Source organism: Variovorax palleresanus (genome assembly GCF_051144945.1).
Classification (GTDB): domain Bacteria; phylum Pseudomonadota; class Gammaproteobacteria; order Burkholderiales; family Burkholderiaceae_C; genus Variovorax; species Variovorax paradoxus_S.
In genome coordinates this window covers 2452677-2468940 of record NZ_JBJNVP010000002.1, presented here as the reverse complement: position 1 = coordinate 2468940, position 16264 = coordinate 2452677, and the positions used below count along the sequence as shown (strand labels likewise).

Below are 16264 nucleotides of genomic sequence, written 5' to 3'. Positions count from 1 at the left end.
CTGAGATCACTATAGGCCGGTGCTTTTTCCGGCCCGTAGCACGAAGTTACGGCGCCGAGAGGTGCTTGCCCACGATGCCTGCGAGTTCGAACATCGTCACCTGGTCCTTGCCGAACACCGGCTTGAGCTTGGCGTCGGCATTGATCGCGCGCTTGTTGGCCGCGTCCTGCAGGCCGTTGGCCTTGATGTAGTCCCAGAGCTTCTTGATGACCTCGGTGCGCGCCACCGGTTCGGCGCCGATCACTGCGGCCAGCGAGTCGCTGGGCTTCAGGCCGGCGCCGGGCTTGCGCGGTGCGGCGGCCTTCTTCGCGGCCGGCGCCTTCTTGGCAGCGGGCGTCTTCTTCGCAGCCACCTTCTTGGCCGCCGCGGTCTTGCCGGCAGCCGGCGCCTTGCCGAAGGTCTTGCGCGGCGGGAACTTGCTGCCGCCTTCGCGCGGCGCGAACTCGAAGGTCACCTTGCCCTCTTCGGCGTTCCAGGTGAGGAAGGCCTTGAAGGCGCGGCGCGTGCGCATGCTCACGAACTTGTCGAGCAGGTCGGTCTTGCCGGTGGCGAGCAGCTTTTCCATCTGCGCGCGCTCCACCGGCTGCTGCAGGATGATCTTGCCGGTCTTGAAGGTGCAGCTCGGCGTCGGCTGCGCATTGGTGGGCACCGACTTCTCGCAGACGTAGTTGCTGCCGTGCTCGAACACCGGCGCGCCGCAGACCGGGCACGGGCCCACCGTGTCCTGCTCGCTGAAGTCGACGATCTCGCCGGTGTCGCCGTTCTTGTCGTCGCCGAAGTCGAACTCCAGCTTCCAATTCTTCGCTTCCTCGTCGAACTTCAGGATGATCTCGGAGGTGAAGGGCCAGCCGGCCTTGGAGCGGAAGCCCTCGAGCGGGCCGATGTGCTTGTTGGCCAGCAGCGCCTCAGCCTCGGCCACTTCGAAGGTGCGCCCCGCCGGCGACTTGCCGAACGAGAAGCCGCAGGCATCTTCGCCGGTGCCGGACTTGCCGGTGCAGGCATAGCGGCGGTAGTTTTCCTTCACCACGCCGCCGCAGTTGGGGCACGGGGTCGACAGCGTCGTGTAGTCGCCCGGCACGGTGTCGCGGTCGTATTCCTTCGCCTTCTTGACGATGTGCTCCGTCATCTCGGCAATCTCGCGCATGAAGGCGTCGCGGCTCAGCGCGCCCTTCTCCATCTGCGCGAGCTTGTATTCCCACTCGCCCGTGAGCTCGGCCTTGGAGAGTTCTTCCACGCCCAGGCCGCGCAAGAGCGTCATGAGCTGGAAGGCCTTGGCCGTGGGAATCAGCTCGCGGCCTTCGCGCAGCATGTATTTCTCGGTGATCAGGCCTTCGATGGTGGCGGCGCGCGTGGCTGGCGTGCCAAGGCCCTTCTCCTGCATGGCTTCGCGCAGCTCGTCGTCGTCGATGGTCTTGCCGGCGCCTTCCATGGCGCCGAGCAGCGTGGCTTCCGAATAGCGTGCCGGCGGCCGGGTCTTCAGCGCCTTCAGGTCGGCCGATTCGGTCTTCACCGTTTCGCCCGGCTTCACCACGACGAGGTTCTTGCCGTCCTTCTCGTCGTCGTCGTTGATCGCTTCCTTGCCCCAGATGGCCAGCCAGCCCGGCTTGACCAGCACCTTGCCGTCGCTGCGGAAGGGGTACTTCCTGCCGCCGGCTTCCACCGTGCTGATGCGGGTGGTGACCTGGAATTCGGCACTCGGAAAGAACACCGACATGAAGCGGCGCACCACGAAGTCGTAGAGCTTCTGCTCGGCCTCGGAGAGACCGCTCGGCGCCTGCAGCGTGGGAATGATGGCGAAGTGGTCCGACACCTTGGCGTTGTCGAAGATGCGCTTGTTCGGCTTCACGTAGCTGCCGTCGACCGCCTGCTGCGCAAAAGGCGCGAGATGCTTCATGCCGCTGTCGGCGAGCATCTTCATCGTGTCTTTCACCACCGGCAGGTAGTCCTCGGGCAGCGCGCGCGAATCGGTTCGCGGGTAGGTCAGCGCCTTGTGGCGTTCGTACAGGCTTTGCGCCAGCGCCAGCGTGGTCTTGGCCGAGAAGCCGAAGCGGCCGTTGGCCTCGCGCTGCAGCGAGGTCAGGTCGAACAGCATCGGGGAGGCCTGGGTGGTGGGCTTGCTTTCCTCGGTGACGGTGGCGGGCTTGCCGCGCGCCGCATCGGCGATCTCGCGCGCTTCGCGCTCGCTCCACACGCGGTCGGCGCGAATCTCCGCGTCGGCCGTGCCGTCGGGGCCCGGCGGCGGCTTCTTGAAATTGGCATCGAACCACTTGCCGGGGTACTGGCCGGCCTCGGCCTGGAACACGCCGTGGATTTCCCAGTAGTCGCGGCTCACGAACTTGCGGATTTTTTCCTCGCGCTCGACCACCACCGACAGCGTGGGCGTCTGCACCCGGCCCACGGTCGTCAGGAAGAAACCGCCGTCGCGCGAATTGAAGGCCGTCATGGCGCGCGTGCCGTTGATGCCCACCAGCCAGTCGGCTTCGGAGCGCGAGCGCGCGGCGTCGGCCAGGCCCTGCATCTGCTTTTCGGTGCGCAGCGCGTCGAAGCCGTCGCGAATGGCCTGCGGCGTCATCGACTGCAGCCACAGGCGCTTCACCGGCTTGTTCAGGCCGGTCTTGCCGCCCGCGTACTGCTCGATCAGGCGGAAGATCAGCTCCCCCTCGCGGCCCGCGTCGCAGGCGTTGATGAGCTGCGTCACGTCCTTGCGCTTGGCCTGCTTGACCACGGCGTTCAGGCGCGTCTTTGTCTTGTCGACCGGCTTCAGGTCGAAGTGCGGAGGAATCACCGGCAGGTTCGCGAAGCTCCACTTGCCCCGCTTGACGTCGAACTCCTCGGGCGCCTGGATCTCGACCAGGTGGCCGACAGCGCTGGTCACGACATAGCTCTCGTTCTCGAAATGCTCGTCGTGTTTTTCGAACTTGCCGGCCACCGGCGTGAGCGCACGGACGATGTCCTGTGCCACCGACGGCTTTTCTGCAATTACCAAAGTCTTCATCAACATTCCTAAAAGAGTTCCCAGGCCGGCGCCGAGCCGCCTCAAGGCGGCCTGCGGCCCCCTCGGGGGCAGCGACGACACGCAGTGCGGGAGCGTGGGGGCCACATACAATCTGCGGCTTCCCGCGTGCGCACGCGCACACGCGCATGTGTGCATATTCAACCTAACAGACTTCGGCGATGCCTTCCAAATCCCCACTTTCCGGCGGCCGCGACACGGAAGCCCTCCGCCCTCCCGAGGGGGAAGCACGGCTTGCCTCTGGGCCGGCCAGCGGCCGCCGCATCCAGACGCGGCGCTCCACCGTTCATGGCAACGGCGTGTTCGCCGTCCAGGACCTGGCGGAAGGCGAGACGCTGATCGAATACAAGGGCGAGGTCATCAACTGGAAAGAGGCGCTGCGCCGCCACCCGCACGACCCGGCCCAGCCGAACCACACCTTTTACTTCCACATCGACGACGGGCGTGTGATCGACGGCAACGTCAACGGCAACGCCGCCCGCTGGATCAATCATTCCTGCGAGCCGAACTGCGAGGCCGACGAGGTCAATGGGCGCGTTTATATCAAGGCGCTGCGAAACATCGCTGCAGGAGAAGAGCTCAACTACGACTACGGCCTGATCATCGACGAGCCCTACACGCCAAAGCTGCTGGCCGAGTTTCCCTGCTGGTGCGGCTCGGAGAGTTGCCGCGGCACCTTGCTGACGCCCAAGGACGAAGACGAAGAAAAGAAAAAGAAGAAAAAGGCCAAAAAGAAGGCCGAGAAGAAAAAGGCCGAGAAAAAGGAAGCCAAAAAGGCGGACAAAAAAGCCGAGAAGAAGGCCGAAAAGAAGTCGGAAAAAAAGAAGTCCAGGAAGGACGAGGCCGGCAAGGGCTGAGCATGGGCACCCAGACCGCCTGGCTCGAAGACCGGATTGCCGCGGCGGTGGCGCCGCTGCTGCCCGGCTTTGCGATCGAGGCCGTGGCCGAAATCGATTCGACCAACACCGAGCTGATGCGCCGCGCGCGCGCCGGCCACACCCCGCCGGTGCTGCTGGTGGCCGAGCGCCAGACCGCCGGGCGCGGCCGGCTCGGCCGGCCCTGGCAGAGTGCGCAGCAAAGCGAAGACGGCGCCGCTTCCCTCACCTTCTCGCTGGGCCTGCCGCTTGCGCCGCGCGACTGGTCGGGCCTCTCGCTGGCCGTGGGCGTCAGTGTGGCCGAAAGCCTCGACCCCTCGGGCGATGCGAAAGTCGCGCTCAAGTGGCCCAACGACCTGTGGGTGGACGACCGCAAGCTCGCGGGCATCCTGATCGAAACCGCCATGCCGCACGTGGGCCGTGCCGAGGGGCCGGCCGTGCCGCGCTACCTGGTGATCGGCATCGGCATCAACATCGGCCCGCGCGAAGCCGAGGGCATGCGCACCCCGCCCGCGTGGCTGCGCCAATGGCGCCCCGGCGTCACCGCGCCCGAGGTGCTTGCCGAGCTGGCCGCACCGCTGGTGCGCGGCGTGCAGGTTTTCGAGGCCGAGGGTTTCGTGCCATTTGCCGAGCGCTTTGCCGCGCGCGACGCGCTGCGGGGGCGCGAGGTCCAGCTCAGCGACGGCAGCGTCGGCTTGTGCGAGGGCGTCGCCTGGGGCGGCGAACTGCAGGTGCGCACGGCCGACGGCCTGCAGATGATCTCGAGCGACGAGGTCAGCGTGCGTCCGCGCGGCATGGCCTTTTGAGATTCACGATGAAACTGCGCCTCGTGCTGATTGCCCTGCTCCTTGCCAATGCCGGCTACTGGCTGTGGTCGCGCGGCGATCTGGCCGGCTTTGGCTTGGCGCCCGCGAGCCTCAACGAGCGCGAACCGCAGCGCCTCGCGCGCCAGGTTCATCCCGACTGGCTCCAGATACGCAAGGACGGCAAGAGCAGCAGCGCCGCTCCCTGACCGGGCGCGTCCGTTGTGCGCCTCAGGGCGCTCCTTCTTCGTCCGCGAAGCGCACCGTGAAGCGGGCGCCTGGCGGCTGCCGGCCCGGGTGCGCGTCTTCGAGCTTGACCTGCGCATGGTGCTGGTTGGCGATCTCGCGCACGATCGGCAGGCCCAGCCCCGAGCCGTCGGCTTCGTTACCCAGCACGCGGTAGAACGGCTCGAACACCAGCTCGCGATCGGATTCCGCAATGCCCGGGCCGTTGTCTTCCACCTGCAGCAGCACCACGTGGCCGAAGGGGTCGGCCAGCACGCGCGCGGTGATCACGCCGGGCCGCTCGGCGGTCGATGGCGTGTAGTTGATCGCGTTGTCGAGCAGGTTGCGCGCCAGTTCCTTCAGCAGGGTCGGGTTGCCTTCGATCACCACGCCGGGCGCGCCGGCCTCGGCGCCGTCGTAGCCCAGGTCGATGCGCTTTTCGATGGCGCGCGGCACCGCTTCGCGCACCACCTCGATGGTGAGCCGTGCCAGGTCGCAGGGCTGGCGGCCGGTGCCGGCGCCGGTGCTTTCGGCGCGCGCCAGCGAAAGCAGCTGGTTCACCGTGTGGGTGGCGCGCACGCTCGCGCGGCCGATCTGCTTGAGCGACTTCTTGAGTTCGTCGGCGTTGGCGCCTTCGCGCTGGGCCAGGTCGGCCTGCATGCGCAGGCCCGCGAGCGGCGTCTTGAGCTGGTGCGCTGCGTCGGCCAGGAAGCGCTTTTGCGTGTGGATCGAATCGTTGAGCTTGTCGAGCAGCTCGTTGACCGAAGACACCAGCGGCACCACCTCGAGCGGCACCGACGACTCGTCGAGCGGGCTCAGGTCGCCCGGGCGCCGCTCGCGGATGCGCGCCTCCACGACCGACAGCGGCTTGATGCCGCGCACCAGCGCCAGCCAGATCAGCAGCACGGCCAGCGGCAGGATGGCGAACTGCGGCAGCAGCACGCCCTTGATGATTTCGGTGGCCAGCACCGACTGCTTCTCGCGCGTCTCGGCCACCTGCAGCAGGGCCGGGGCCGAATCGTCGTTGCCGTCGGCCAGCCAGAGCGAGGCCACGCGAACCTGCTTGCCTCGCATTTCGCCGTTGCGAAGCGTGACCACGCCGGTGACCGGCGGCTCGTCGGTGTTGGGGTGGGGCACGTCGGGCTCGCCGCTGAGCAGCTTGCCGTGGCTGTCGAGCAACTGGTAGTAGACGCGGTCGGCGCCGTCGGCGCGCAAGATCTCGCGCGCCGGCTGCGGCAGCACGAACTGCGTCTGGCCCTGCTGCACCGTGACGAGCCGCGCCAGCGTCTGCACGTTGTATTCGAGCGCGCGGTCGAAGGGCGCATTGGCAATGCCCTGTGCCACCAGCCACGTGACGCCGATGCTCACCGGCACCAGCAGCAGCAGCGGCGTGAGCATCCAGTCGAGGATCTCGCCGAACAGGGAGCGCTGGGCGCGCTGAAACAGTTTCAAGGCTTACGGCCTCCCGAGCCGCCGGGCATGCCCGGGCGTCATTGCTGGATTTTTTCCAGGCAGTAGCCGAGGCCGCGAACGGTGGCGATGCGCACTGGCCCTTTCTCGATCTTCTTGCGCAGGCGGTGGATGTACACCTCGATCGCGTTCAGGCTCACTTCCTCGCCCCACTCGCACAGGCGCTCCACCAGCTGGTCCTTGCTGACCAGGCGGCCGGCGCGCTGCAGCAGCACTTCGAGCAGGCCGAGTTCTCGCGCCGAGAGCTCGACCATCTTGCCGTCGATGGTGGCCACCCGGCCGGCCTGGTCGTACACCAGCGGGCCGTGCCGGATGGTGTTGCTGGTGGCGCCCATGCCGCGCCGCGTGAGCGCCCGCACGCGCGCTTCGAGCTCCTGCAGGCTGAAGGGTTTGGCCATGTAGTCGTCGGCGCCGTGGTCCAGGCCCTTGACGCGTTCTTCCACGCTGTCGGCCGCGGTGAGCACCAGCACGGGCAGTTGCGAGCCGCGCGCGCGCAGGCGCTTCAGAATCTCGATGCCATGGAGGTTGGGCAGTCCGAGATCGAGGATCAAAAGGTCGAACTCGCTGTGCGTCATGAGCGCGGCATCGGCCTGCGAGCCGTTCGCCACATGGTCGACCGCCGCGCCCGAGGTCCGCAGGCTGCGCAGCAGGGCATCGGCCAGCACCTGGTCGTCTTCGGCAATCAGAATCCGCATGAGCCACCTCCGGCCGTTCGGGCACCGCGCTGGCGCCGCGTTCACATATGTCTCTGTCTCTCCCGGCCGAGTCTAGCCCTCCTCTGTGTACGCTTCCAGGCCGATGGTGACCACGGTGGCAACGTCATTGCCGACGCTGGCGCGGAATTCGCGCTCGGCCTGCGTCACCGCGCCGCGGAAGGCGTCGAGCCACGCCAGCCCGTCGGCAGTGAAAAGCACCTGCCGCGCCCGCGCATCGAGCGGGTCGGGCCCACGCGTGACGAGGCCCCACGCCTCGCACTGGTCCACCAGCGCGCCCATGGCCTGCTTGGTCATGCCGGCGCGCTCGGCCATCTCGGTCAGGCGCGAACCCTCGCGCGCCAGGTGCCGCGTGATGTGGATGTGCGCGGCGCTCACCTGGGCCCGGGCGGCAAGGTTCGACAGCGCCAGCGGCACGTCGACGTCGTGCGCCATGAGTTCGAGCACGCGCTCGTCGAAGCGGCGCATCGCATGGCCCAGCAGGCGGCCCAGGTGGGTTTGCCGCCAGGCGTCGGGATCGGTTGGAAAAGCGGTTTCGGCCATCGACTAAATAGTAAAGCAAACTGACCAAAAAATGGGTTTACTCAAACCAATCAACCCCTACACTACTGTTCAAGCATCCAGCCTGTGATTAAAAGCAGATGGATGGCAGTCACACACAAACCGTTGATTTTCAAGGAGATTTCCACATGGACGCAGTTGTCAAGGGCGCAAGCATCTCGGTCGCCAACAGCGAAAAGGCCAAGGCCTTGCAGGCCGCACTGGCCCAGATCGAAAAGCAGTTCGGCAAGGGCACGATCATGCGGCTCGGCGAAGGCGAGGCGCTCGAGGACATCCAGGTGGTCTCCACCGGCTCGCTGGGCCTGGACATCGCGCTGGGCGTGGGCGGCCTGCCGCGCGGCCGCGTCATCGAAATCTACGGCCCGGAATCCTCGGGCAAGACCACGCTCACGCTGCAGGTCATCGCCGCCATGCAAAAGCAGGCGGGCACCTGCGCCTTCGTCGACGCCGAGCATGCGCTCGACGTGCAGTACGCCCAGAAGCTCGGCGTGAACCTGTCCGACCTGCTGATCAGCCAGCCCGACACCGGCGAGCAGGCGCTCGAAATCGTCGATTCGCTGGTGCGCTCGGGCGCCGTCGACCTGATCGTCATCGACTCGGTCGCTGCGCTCACGCCCAAGGCCGAAATCGAAGGCGAAATGGGCGACTCGCTGCCCGGCCTGCAGGCCCGCCTGATGAGCCAGGCGCTGCGCAAGCTCACCGCCACCATCAAGAAGACCAACTGCATGGTCATCTTCATCAACCAGATCCGCATGAAGATCGGCGTGATGTTCGGCTCGCCCGAAACCACCACCGGCGGCAATGCGCTGAAGTTCTACGCCTCGGTGCGCCTGGACATCCGCCGCATCGGCACCATCAAGAAGGGCGACGAGGCCATCGGCAATGAAACCAAGGTCAAGGTGGTGAAGAACAAGGTCAGCCCTCCGTTCAAGACGGCCGAGTTCGACATCCTGTTTGGCGAAGGCATCAGCCGCGAAGGCGAAATCATCGACATGGGCGTGACCGCCAAGATCCTCGACAAGTCGGGGGCCTGGTACGCCTACAACGGCGAAAAGATCGGCCAGGGCCGCGACAACGCCCGCGAGTTCCTGCGCGAGAACCCCGAGCTGTCGCGCGAAATCGAGAACAAGGTGCGCGAGTCGCTGGGCATTCCGCTGCTGGCGGCCGATGCCGGCGCCCCCGCGCCCGAAAAAGCCGAGAAGCCCGCGAAGGCGGCCAAGGCGGAGAAGGCCGACAAGGGCGAGTAAGCAAGCACAAGTACACGCGGCCTCCTGCGGGGCCGCGCAAGCGACCATAAGGCATGGCTTTCGGCGCCCCCTCCCTCAAAGGCCGCGCATTACGGCTCCTGAGCCAGCGCGAACATTCGCGCGCCGAGCTGGAGCGCAAGCTGGCCCGGCACGAAGAAGAACCCGGCACGCTGGCCCGCGCGCTCGACGAGCTGGCCGCCAAGGACTTCATCAGCGAGCCGCGCGTGGTGGCCTCGGTGCTCAACCAGCGCGCTGCCCGGTCGGGCGCCTTGCGGGTGCGCCAGGAGCTGCAGGCCAAGGGCATTGCGCCGGACGCCATTGCAGCGGCCGTGGCCAGCCTGCAAGATACCGAAGTGGAGCGCGCCACGGCCCTCTGGCGCCGCCGTTTCGACGCGCCCCCCGCTGATGCGAAGGAGCGCGCCAGGCAAACACGGTTTCTGCTGGCGCGCGGTTTTTCGGGCGCCGTGGTGGCCAAGGTACTCAGGAGCGATTTCGATGCCGACAACGACGAATCAAGCGAATGAAGATGCCGTGCAGTCCCGCGTCGTCACGCAGCGCGTGGCCTGCGACTGGCGCCGCGCCTATGCGCTGGCCTCCGAGCCGGCGCGGCTGCCCGACTGGGCCAGCGGCCTGGCCAAGAGCACATTGGTCCCTCATGGCGATCACTGGATGGCCACGACGCCCGACGGCGAAGCCCGCCTGCGCTTCGCACCCGCCAACGATTTCGGCGTGCTCGACCATTGGGTGGCGCCCGAAGGCGTGCCCGAAATCTATCTGCCGTTCCGCGTGATCGGCGTCGCGCCGGGCATTTGCGAGCTGCAGTTCACGCTGCTGCGCCAGCCGCACATGGACGATGCGGCCTTCGAGCGCGATGCCGGGTGGATCGCGCGCGACTTGCAGTCGCTGCGGCACCTGCTCGAAGCCGGCTGAATCGCCGGCCACATTGCCGCGCGCCAGCCGGCGCCGTGCTGTGGGCCCAACCCGATGGCATGATCGGCGCCGGCCGGTCCCGTGCGAGGACCGCCTTCACAAAACTTCGGAGGAGGAAATCCCATGTCTTCAGGACCTGCTGGTCAGCCGTCGCTCGTGCGCACGGGCGCCAAGGCCGGGGCCGCTTTCGTCGGCTCGGTCATCAAGGGCGGCCTGCTCGCGCTGATTCTCGGCGGCGGCGCTTTCTTCTATTACCTGGGCCAGCTGCACGGCCCCGGCAACACGGCGGCACGCGCGGGCGGCGCCGGCGCGGTGCTTGCGCTGGTCACGTCGCCGCCGCTGCTGGTCGCGGTGCTGCTGCTTCTTTTCGTTGTCGTCTACGTGATGCTGGGTGTGCAGCAAGGCCGAGCCAAGGCGATGCAGCACCTGGTGGCCGCGCGCGGCGAGGCCGTGTCCGAGCGCCTGGCCGGTGCGATCGCGGGCCGCATCGAATCCATGCCCCGTACCCACGGCACGCTGCAGCGCGCCGCCGACTGGCTGTCGGTCGATGCCTTGAGCAAGCAGCTTGCGCCGGTTCTGGGCGAAGGCAAGGCCGTGCGCTCGGTGGTCGGCTTTGTGCTCAACCGGCTGCCGATGAGCGACATGCTGGCCGAATGGCAGCAAGGCCGTGCGGCGCACGGAGAGCCGGTGGCAGCGGAGGGTGCTGCGCAAGACCCGGCCTTGCGCGCGCTGCTCACGCGCCGCATCAACGAGACCTTGCAGGAGATGTCGACGCCATCGCGCAAGCCGCTCTACATTGCGCTGGGCGCGCACGCCGTTCTGCTGGGCGTGGGCCTCTGGCTCGTCAACTGAACCGAGGCGAATTGCAAACGGCTGGCGCTCAGAGCGCCAGCATCAGCTTCAGGTTCTGCACCGCGGCGCCGCTGGCGCCTTTGCCGAGGTTGTCCAGGCGCGCGATCACCACGGCGTGGCGGTGGTCCTCGTTCGGGAACACGCGGATCTCGAGCTGGTTGGTGTCGTTCAGCGCCAGCGCGTCGAGCTTGCCGTCCTCGGTGGGCGGCAGCACTTTGACGAACTGCTCGGGCGTGTTGCTCCTGGCGTAGTGCGCAGCCAGGGCGTCGTGCAGGTCGCCGGACTTCGGCTTGCCGGGCAGCAGGTCGAGGTGCAGCGGCAGTTGCACGAGCATGCCCTGCTTGAAGTTGCCCACCGAAGGAATGAAGACCGGCCGGCGGGTGAGGCCGGTGTACTTCATGATTTCAGGGATGTGCTTGTGCTTGAGGCCGAGCGCGTAGGTCTCGAAAAGCGGCGCCTTGCCGCTCTCGTAGTCCTCGATCATGGCCCGGCCGCCACCCGAATAGCCGCTGACCGAAGGCAGCGAGATCGGGAAGTCGGCGGGCAGCAGGCCGGCGTCGACCAGCGGCCGCACCATGGCGATGGCGCCGGTCGCGTAGCAGCCGGGGTTGCCGACGCGGTCGGCCTTGGCCACGGCCTGCCAGTGGCCCTCGGCGAGTTCGGGAAAGCCGAACACCCAGCCGGGCGCCACGCGGTGCGCGGTGGAGGCGTCGATGATCTTGGGCTTCTTGCCTTGCAACTGGTCGATCAGCGCCACCGATTCGCGGGCGGCGTCGTCGTGCAGGCACAGCACCACGAGGTCGACGCCGGCCATCAGCTCGCGCTTGGCGTTCACGTCTTTTCGCAGCTCGGGCGCGATGCTCACGAGTTCGATCTGCGGCATCGTCTGGAGCCGTTCGCGAATCTGCAGGCCGGTGGTACCGGCTTCGCCGTCGATGAAAACCTTGGCCATATCGGAGTATGCGTAGTGTGGCTAGAAGAAAGTACGTATTGACCGCAAGGACACGTCGGGATTGGTGCGGCGCACCATGATACAGTCCGCGGTTGTTCGCCGCCCCCAGCCGTCAGGCTGCCGTCGCCCGCGAGCAACAGAGCCAAAGACGCCTCAGACCCCAGATCTCCCGTTCTCAACTTCCTCCTTCCGAGAGACATCCCTCATGAAGATTCACGAGTACCAAGGCAAGGAAATCCTTGCCAAGTTCGGCGTGCCGGTGCCGCGCGGCATCCCGGCCTATACGGTTCAGGAGGCGGTCGAGGCCGCCCAGAAACTTGGAGGCCCGGTCTGGGTCGTCAAGGCCCAGATCCACGCGGGTGGCCGCGGCAAGGGTGGCGGCGTCAAGGTCGCGAAATCCATCGAAGACGTCAAGAAGCTCGCCGGCGAGATCCTCGGCATGCAGCTCAAGACTCACCAGACCGGCCCCGAAGGCCAGAAGGTGCGCCGCCTCTACATCGAAGATGGCGCCGACATCAACAAGGAATACTACGTTTCGGCCGTGACCGACCGCGCGACCCAGAAGGTCGCGTTCATCGCTTCGAGCGAAGGCGGCATGGACATCGAGGAAGTGGCCCACTCCTCGCCCGAGAAGATCATCACGGTGTTCGCCGACCCCAAGGAAGGCCTGACCGACGCGCAAGCCAAGCAGATCGCCGACGGCATCGGCATGCCGGCCGACTCGACCGCGCAAACGGTCGACATCCTGAAGAAGCTCTACGCCTGCTACATGGAGACGGACGCCTCGCTGGTCGAGATCAACCCGCTCAACCGTGACAGCAAGGGCAACGTCATGGCGCTGGACGCCAAGTTCAACTTCGACAGCAACGCGCTGTTCCGCCACCCCGAAATCGTGGCCCTGCGCGACCTCGACGAAGAAGACGCGGCCGAAGTGGAAGCCTCGAAGTTCGACCTGGCCTACATCAGCCTGGACGGCAACATCGGCTGCCTGGTGAACGGTGCCGGCCTGGCCATGGCCACCATGGACACCATCAAGCTGTTCGGCGGCGAGCCGGCCAACTTTTTGGACGTGGGCGGCGGCGCCACCCCCGAGAAGGTCACCGAAGCCTTCAAGATCATGCTGAAGAACAAGAACGTCGAGGCCATCCTCGTCAACATCTTCGGCGGCATCATGAAGTGCGACACCATCGCCACCGGCGTGATCGCAGCCTGCAAGGCCGTGAACCTGCAAGTGCCGCTGGTCGTGCGCATGAAGGGCACCAACGAAGTCGAAGGCAAGAAGCTGCTGGCCGATTCGGGCCTGCCCATCATCAGCGCCGACACCATGGCGGACGCGGCCCAGAAGGTCGTCGCAGCAGTGAAAAAGGCCTAAGGAACAAGTCATGTCGATCTACATCAACAAAGACACCAAAGTCATCACGCAAGGCATTACCGGCAAGACCGGCCAGTTCCACACCGAAAAGTGCCAGGAATACGCGAACGGCAAGAACTGCTTCGTCGCGGGCGTGAACCCCAAGAAGGCCGGCGAGTCGATCTTCAACATCCCGATCTTCGGTTCGGTGAAGGACGCCGCCTCGCAAACCGGCGCCACCGTGTCGGTGATCTACGTGCCGCCGGCAGGCGCAGCCGCCGCCATCTGGGAAGCCGTCGAGGCCGACCTGGACCTGGCGATCTGCATCACCGAAGGCATTCCGGTTCGCGACATGCTCGAAGTGCGCAACAAGATGAAGGCCAAGGAAGCGGCCGGCGGCAAGAAGACCTTGCTGCTGGGCCCCAACTGCCCCGGCCTCATCACGCCCGACGAAATCAAGATCGGCATCATGCCCGGCCACATCCACCGCAAGGGCCGCATCGGCGTGGTCTCGCGCTCGGGCACGCTGACGTATGAAGCCGTGGCGCAGCTGACCGAAATCGGCCTCGGCCAATCGTCGGCAGTCGGCATTGGCGGCGACCCGATCAACGGTCTGAAGCACATCGACGTGATGAAGGCCTTCAACGACGATCCGGACACCGACGCCGTCATCATGATCGGCGAAATCGGCGGCCCCGACGAAGCCGACGCAGCCCGCTGGTGCAAAGAGCACATGAAGAAACCGGTGGTCGGCTTCATCGCCGGTGTGACCGCCCCTCCCGGCAAGCGCATGGGCCACGCCGGCGCGCTGATCTCGGGCGGCGCCGACACGGCCGATGCCAAGCTCGCCATCATGGAAGAGTGCGGCTTCACCGTCACGCGCAACTTCTCGGAACTGGCCAAGCTGCTGAAGGCACAGCTCTAAAAACCGCAGCGGCGCTCCTCTCCTGCGCACCACGCAAAAAGAAAAAAGCGCCCGCAAATCTTGCGGGCGCTTTTTTCACTACAACACAGTGGAACAAGAGGCATGGAACTCCTTCAAAGCACCGATTTCTGGATCGGCCTGGTCAAGATTGTCTGGATCAACATCATTCTTTCGGGCGACAACGCCGTGGTGATTGCCATGGCTGCCCGCTCGTTGCCGGCTGCGCAGCAGCAAAGAGCCGTGCTGTTTGGCTCGGGCGCAGCCGTGGTGCTGCGGATCGTGCTGACCATCGTCGCGGCCAAGCTGCTTGCGCTGCCCTACTTGCAGATCCTCGGCGGCCTGCTGCTGCTGTGGATCGGCCTGCAGCTGCTGGGCGAAGAAGAAGAGGGTGGCGGCGAGGCCAAGGAATACGGCGGCATGATGGCGGCCGTGCGTACCATCCTGCTGGCCGACCTGGTCATGAGCCTGGACAACGTGATTGCGGTGGCCGCTGCGGCCCAGGGCAGCATGGTGCTGCTGGTGCTCGGCCTGGCCATCAGCATTCCGCTGGTGATTTTTGGCAGTACGCTCATGATCAAGCTTATGGAACGTTTTCCGATCATCGTCATGCTGGGCGCCGCCCTGATCGGCTGGGTTGGCGGCGAAACCATTGCTGGCGACGTGTCGCTTCAGGGCGCGCTGGTTGCCAACCCGTGGCTGCACTACGCCGCCGCCGCTGCCGGCGCCCTGTTCGTGGTGGCCGCGGGCCGCTTGCTGCAACGGCGTGCGCGCGCCGCTGCGGGGCACTGATGGCGACGCGCTCGCGCTTGTAAGACATGGCGAGCGTCGGCGCGTCCCTCTTTTCCAATCGGCCCTCGCTGAGCTGGGAGTTCGCGGCCCTGACCGACGTCGGGCGCGCCCGGGCCCACAACGAGGACGACCTCAAGGTGGACCCGGCACGCGGTCTCGCCGTGCTGGCCGACGGCATGGGGGGCTACAAGGGCGGCGAGGTGGCAAGCGCCATGGCCGTTACGATGGTGCATGCCAGCTTCGCCCGCTGGTACGCACAGGCCGGCTCGCAGGCGCCCGCCCGGGTGATCCGGCGCGCATTGCAGGCCGCCACCGACGAGGCGAATTCAGCCATCTTCGAGGCCGGCATGACCAACCCCGAAGTGCAAGGCATGGGAACGACCCTGGTGCTGGCCGCCTTCAGGCCGCAGCGCGTGGTGGTCGGCCACATCGGCGATTCGCGCTGCTACCGGCTTCGCAACAACAAGCTCGAGCAGCTCACGCGCGACCATTCGCTGCGGCAGCAGCAGCTCGATGCGGGCGCCATCACCGCCGAAGAAGCCCTGAACTCGCCCCACCGCAACCTGGTGACGCGCGCGATGGGCGTGGAGCCCCAGGTCCTGCTCGAAATGCATGAGCACACGGCAAGGCCTGACGATCTCTACATGCTGTGCTCCGACGGGCTCAGCGAGATGATCACCGATGCGCAGCTTTTCACGCTTTTGAGCCACGATATCGGGCTCCGGCAGAAAGCCTCACTTTTGGTTGCAATTGCAAACGACAATGGCGGCCGAGATAACATTTCAGTTGTTCTGGCAAAAGCGCGTGTCGACGACACGCCTGGAGCCGTCTAGTTGCAGGCCTTGGCGACACCCGTCGCGCCGCTTGCGGTCGATCAAATTCTGCTAATCGGGGTATCGGCAATGCCGAAAATGATCATTTCGATCGATGGTGTTGTCATCGGGCAACTGGCTCTCGCCAAAGACCGGACGACGCTGGGCCGACGCGCCTACAACGACATCGTGATCGACAATCTCGCGGTCAGCGGCGAGCATGCCGTGGTGCACATGCGCGACGGCCAAGTCGAAATTGAAGACCTCAACAGCACCAACGGCACCTACGTCAATGCACTCGTCGTCCAGAAGCAGGTGCTCAAGGACTACGACATCATCGAACTGGGCGGCTGCCGCATCAAGTTCCGCGCCGACAGCCACCTGGCGGTTGGCGGCGGCGCGGCGCACACCGACACGACCGGCGACTTCGTGGATTCCATTCCCTTGTCTTCCGCACCGACCGAATCCGGCGCGCTCATCGAGCTTGGCGTGCCGGTGCTGCGCGTTCTTGCCGGTGCCAACGAGGGCCAGGACGTGCCGCTGCAGAAGGTGGTCACCACCGTCGGCAAGCCGGGCGTTGCCGTGGCGGTTGTCACGCGCCGCCGGCAAGGCTACGTGGCCGCCAGCGTCATGGGCGGGGTCACGCTCAACGGCGCCCCGCTGGGCACCGACGCCGTGGACTTGCAGGAGCGCGACGTGCTGGAACTCGGCGGCGCCACGCGCATGCAGTTCGTGCGGGTCTGACG

The 16264-nt window shown here is 66.3% G+C and carries 17 protein-coding genes; 12 read left to right on the top strand and 5 right to left on the bottom strand.

The genetic code is table 11. The features are described 5' to 3' along the window. Positions 1 to 46: 46 nt before the first annotated feature. Positions 47 to 2995, bottom strand: coding sequence for a DNA topoisomerase III (locus ACJ7Z0_RS15555; RefSeq protein WP_434790536.1), 2949 nt, complete (start codon positions 2993 to 2995; stop codon positions 47 to 49). A 179-nt stretch (positions 2996 to 3174) separates the two neighbouring features. Here ACJ7Z0_RS15555 and ACJ7Z0_RS15550 point away from each other — a divergent pair, with 179 nt between their 5' ends. The 3 genes from ACJ7Z0_RS15550 to ACJ7Z0_RS15540 are packed head-to-tail and all read left to right on the top strand — an operon-like array spanning position 3175 to position 4900. Next, complete coding sequence (locus ACJ7Z0_RS15550; RefSeq protein WP_434790535.1) at positions 3175 to 3870, top strand: SET domain-containing protein; 696 nt, start codon at positions 3175 to 3177, stop codon at positions 3868 to 3870. 2 nt (positions 3871 to 3872) lie between these two features. After that, the gene (locus ACJ7Z0_RS15545; RefSeq protein WP_434790534.1) at positions 3873 to 4694 is read left to right on the top strand and encodes a biotin--[acetyl-CoA-carboxylase] ligase; all 822 of its coding nucleotides are present in this window, start codon (positions 3873 to 3875) and stop codon (positions 4692 to 4694) included. 8 nt (positions 4695 to 4702) lie between these two features. Continuing rightward, the gene (locus ACJ7Z0_RS15540) at positions 4703 to 4900 is read left to right on the top strand and encodes a sporulation protein (RefSeq protein ID WP_369654091.1); all 198 of its coding nucleotides are present in this window, start codon (positions 4703 to 4705) and stop codon (positions 4898 to 4900) included. Between the two features lie 22 nt (positions 4901 to 4922). Here the strand turns inward: ACJ7Z0_RS15540 and ACJ7Z0_RS15535 are convergent, their stop codons facing one another. The 3 genes from ACJ7Z0_RS15535 to ACJ7Z0_RS15525 all read right to left on the bottom strand — a co-directional run bounded on the left by ACJ7Z0_RS15535 (position 4923) and on the right by ACJ7Z0_RS15525 (position 7642). Then, entirely contained in the window at positions 4923 to 6368 is a 1446-nt protein-coding gene (locus tag ACJ7Z0_RS15535) for a sensor histidine kinase (protein ID WP_434790533.1), read from the bottom strand. A gap of 38 nt (positions 6369 to 6406) precedes the next feature. Then, the gene (locus ACJ7Z0_RS15530; RefSeq protein WP_431126395.1) at positions 6407 to 7081 is read right to left on the bottom strand and encodes a response regulator; all 675 of its coding nucleotides are present in this window, start codon (positions 7079 to 7081) and stop codon (positions 6407 to 6409) included. Positions 7082 to 7153: 72 nt separating this feature from the next. Further along, the gene (locus ACJ7Z0_RS15525; RefSeq protein WP_434790532.1) at positions 7154 to 7642 is read right to left on the bottom strand and encodes a MarR family winged helix-turn-helix transcriptional regulator; all 489 of its coding nucleotides are present in this window, start codon (positions 7640 to 7642) and stop codon (positions 7154 to 7156) included. A gap of 146 nt (positions 7643 to 7788) precedes the next feature. On the opposite strand from ACJ7Z0_RS15525, the gene recA reads away from it, so the two are divergent. The 4 genes from recA to ACJ7Z0_RS15505 all read left to right on the top strand — a co-directional run bounded on the left by recA (position 7789) and on the right by ACJ7Z0_RS15505 (position 10689). Further along, positions 7789 to 8907 (top strand): recombinase RecA, encoded by a 1119-nt coding sequence (gene recA / locus ACJ7Z0_RS15520; RefSeq protein WP_434790531.1) that lies wholly within the window; start codon positions 7789 to 7791, stop codon positions 8905 to 8907. Between the two features lie 53 nt (positions 8908 to 8960). Further along, positions 8961 to 9431, top strand: coding sequence for a recombination regulator RecX (gene recX / locus ACJ7Z0_RS15515; protein ID WP_369654095.1), 471 nt, complete (start codon positions 8961 to 8963; stop codon positions 9429 to 9431). A 7-nt stretch (positions 9432 to 9438) separates the two neighbouring features. After that, complete coding sequence (locus tag ACJ7Z0_RS15510) at positions 9439 to 9837, top strand: SRPBCC family protein (protein ID WP_434790530.1); 399 nt, start codon at positions 9439 to 9441, stop codon at positions 9835 to 9837. 123 nt (positions 9838 to 9960) lie between these two features. After that, positions 9961 to 10689 (top strand): hypothetical protein, encoded by a 729-nt coding sequence (locus tag ACJ7Z0_RS15505; protein WP_434790529.1) that lies wholly within the window; start codon positions 9961 to 9963, stop codon positions 10687 to 10689. A gap of 28 nt (positions 10690 to 10717) precedes the next feature. On the opposite strand, the gene argC is transcribed toward ACJ7Z0_RS15505, so the two are convergent. Further along, on the bottom strand, positions 10718 to 11641 hold the full coding sequence (argC, locus tag ACJ7Z0_RS15500) for an N-acetyl-gamma-glutamyl-phosphate reductase (RefSeq protein WP_434790528.1): 924 nt from the start codon (positions 11639 to 11641) through the stop codon (positions 10718 to 10720). A gap of 205 nt (positions 11642 to 11846) precedes the next feature. Between argC and sucC the strand changes: the two genes are divergently transcribed. The 5 genes from sucC (at position 11847) to ACJ7Z0_RS15475 (ending at position 16262) form a co-directional block, all read left to right on the top strand. Further along, positions 11847 to 13013 carry an ADP-forming succinate--CoA ligase subunit beta gene (gene sucC, locus ACJ7Z0_RS15495; protein WP_434790527.1) on the top strand — a complete coding sequence of 389 codons (1167 nt, stop codon included), beginning with the start codon at positions 11847 to 11849 and terminating at the stop codon, positions 13011 to 13013. Between the two features lie 10 nt (positions 13014 to 13023). Further along, positions 13024 to 13917 (top strand): succinate--CoA ligase subunit alpha, encoded by an 894-nt coding sequence (gene sucD / locus ACJ7Z0_RS15490; protein ID WP_434790526.1) that lies wholly within the window; start codon positions 13024 to 13026, stop codon positions 13915 to 13917. Positions 13918 to 14019: 102 nt separating this feature from the next. Continuing rightward, positions 14020 to 14706 (top strand): YjbE family putative metal transport protein, encoded by a 687-nt coding sequence (locus tag ACJ7Z0_RS15485; protein ID WP_434790525.1) that lies wholly within the window; start codon positions 14020 to 14022, stop codon positions 14704 to 14706. A gap of 26 nt (positions 14707 to 14732) precedes the next feature. Then, a complete protein-coding gene (locus tag ACJ7Z0_RS15480) occupies positions 14733 to 15539 on the top strand; it encodes a Stp1/IreP family PP2C-type Ser/Thr phosphatase (protein WP_434790524.1) in 807 nt (268 codons plus the stop codon). Between the two features lie 69 nt (positions 15540 to 15608). Further along, the gene (locus ACJ7Z0_RS15475) at positions 15609 to 16262 is read left to right on the top strand and encodes an FHA domain-containing protein (RefSeq protein WP_434790523.1); all 654 of its coding nucleotides are present in this window, start codon (positions 15609 to 15611) and stop codon (positions 16260 to 16262) included. Positions 16263 to 16264: the final 2 nt, after the last annotated feature.

Excerpts from the sequence above, each read along its gene's own strand:
- ACJ7Z0_RS15545 (WP_434790534.1), top strand. The coding sequence starts at position 3,873 with ATGGGCACCCAGACCGCCTGGCTCGAAGACCGGATTGCCGCGGCGGTG.
- recX (WP_369654095.1), top strand. The coding sequence starts at position 8,961 with ATGGCTTTCGGCGCCCCCTCCCTCAAAGGCCGCGCATTACGGCTCCTG.
- sucC (WP_434790527.1), top strand. The coding sequence starts at position 11,847 with ATGAAGATTCACGAGTACCAAGGCAAGGAAATCCTTGCCAAGTTCGGC.
- ACJ7Z0_RS15530 (WP_431126395.1), bottom strand. The coding sequence starts at position 7,081 with ATGCGGATTCTGATTGCCGAAGACGACCAGGTGCTGGCCGATGCCCTG.
- ACJ7Z0_RS15555 (WP_434790536.1), bottom strand. The coding sequence starts at position 2,995 with ATGAAGACTTTGGTAATTGCAGAAAAGCCGTCGGTGGCACAGGACATC.
- ACJ7Z0_RS15505 (WP_434790529.1), top strand. The coding sequence starts at position 9,961 with ATGTCTTCAGGACCTGCTGGTCAGCCGTCGCTCGTGCGCACGGGCGCC.
- recA (WP_434790531.1), top strand. The coding sequence starts at position 7,789 with ATGGACGCAGTTGTCAAGGGCGCAAGCATCTCGGTCGCCAACAGCGAA.
- ACJ7Z0_RS15525 (WP_434790532.1), bottom strand. The coding sequence starts at position 7,642 with ATGGCCGAAACCGCTTTTCCAACCGATCCCGACGCCTGGCGGCAAACC.
- sucD (WP_434790526.1), top strand. The coding sequence starts at position 13,024 with ATGTCGATCTACATCAACAAAGACACCAAAGTCATCACGCAAGGCATT.
- ACJ7Z0_RS15540 (WP_369654091.1), top strand. The coding sequence starts at position 4,703 with ATGAAACTGCGCCTCGTGCTGATTGCCCTGCTCCTTGCCAATGCCGGC.
- ACJ7Z0_RS15480 (WP_434790524.1), top strand. The coding sequence starts at position 14,733 with ATGGCGAGCGTCGGCGCGTCCCTCTTTTCCAATCGGCCCTCGCTGAGC.
- argC (WP_434790528.1), bottom strand. The coding sequence starts at position 11,641 with ATGGCCAAGGTTTTCATCGACGGCGAAGCCGGTACCACCGGCCTGCAG.
- ACJ7Z0_RS15475 (WP_434790523.1), top strand. The coding sequence starts at position 15,609 with ATGCCGAAAATGATCATTTCGATCGATGGTGTTGTCATCGGGCAACTG.
- ACJ7Z0_RS15485 (WP_434790525.1), top strand. The coding sequence starts at position 14,020 with ATGGAACTCCTTCAAAGCACCGATTTCTGGATCGGCCTGGTCAAGATT.
- ACJ7Z0_RS15550 (WP_434790535.1), top strand. The coding sequence starts at position 3,175 with ATGCCTTCCAAATCCCCACTTTCCGGCGGCCGCGACACGGAAGCCCTC.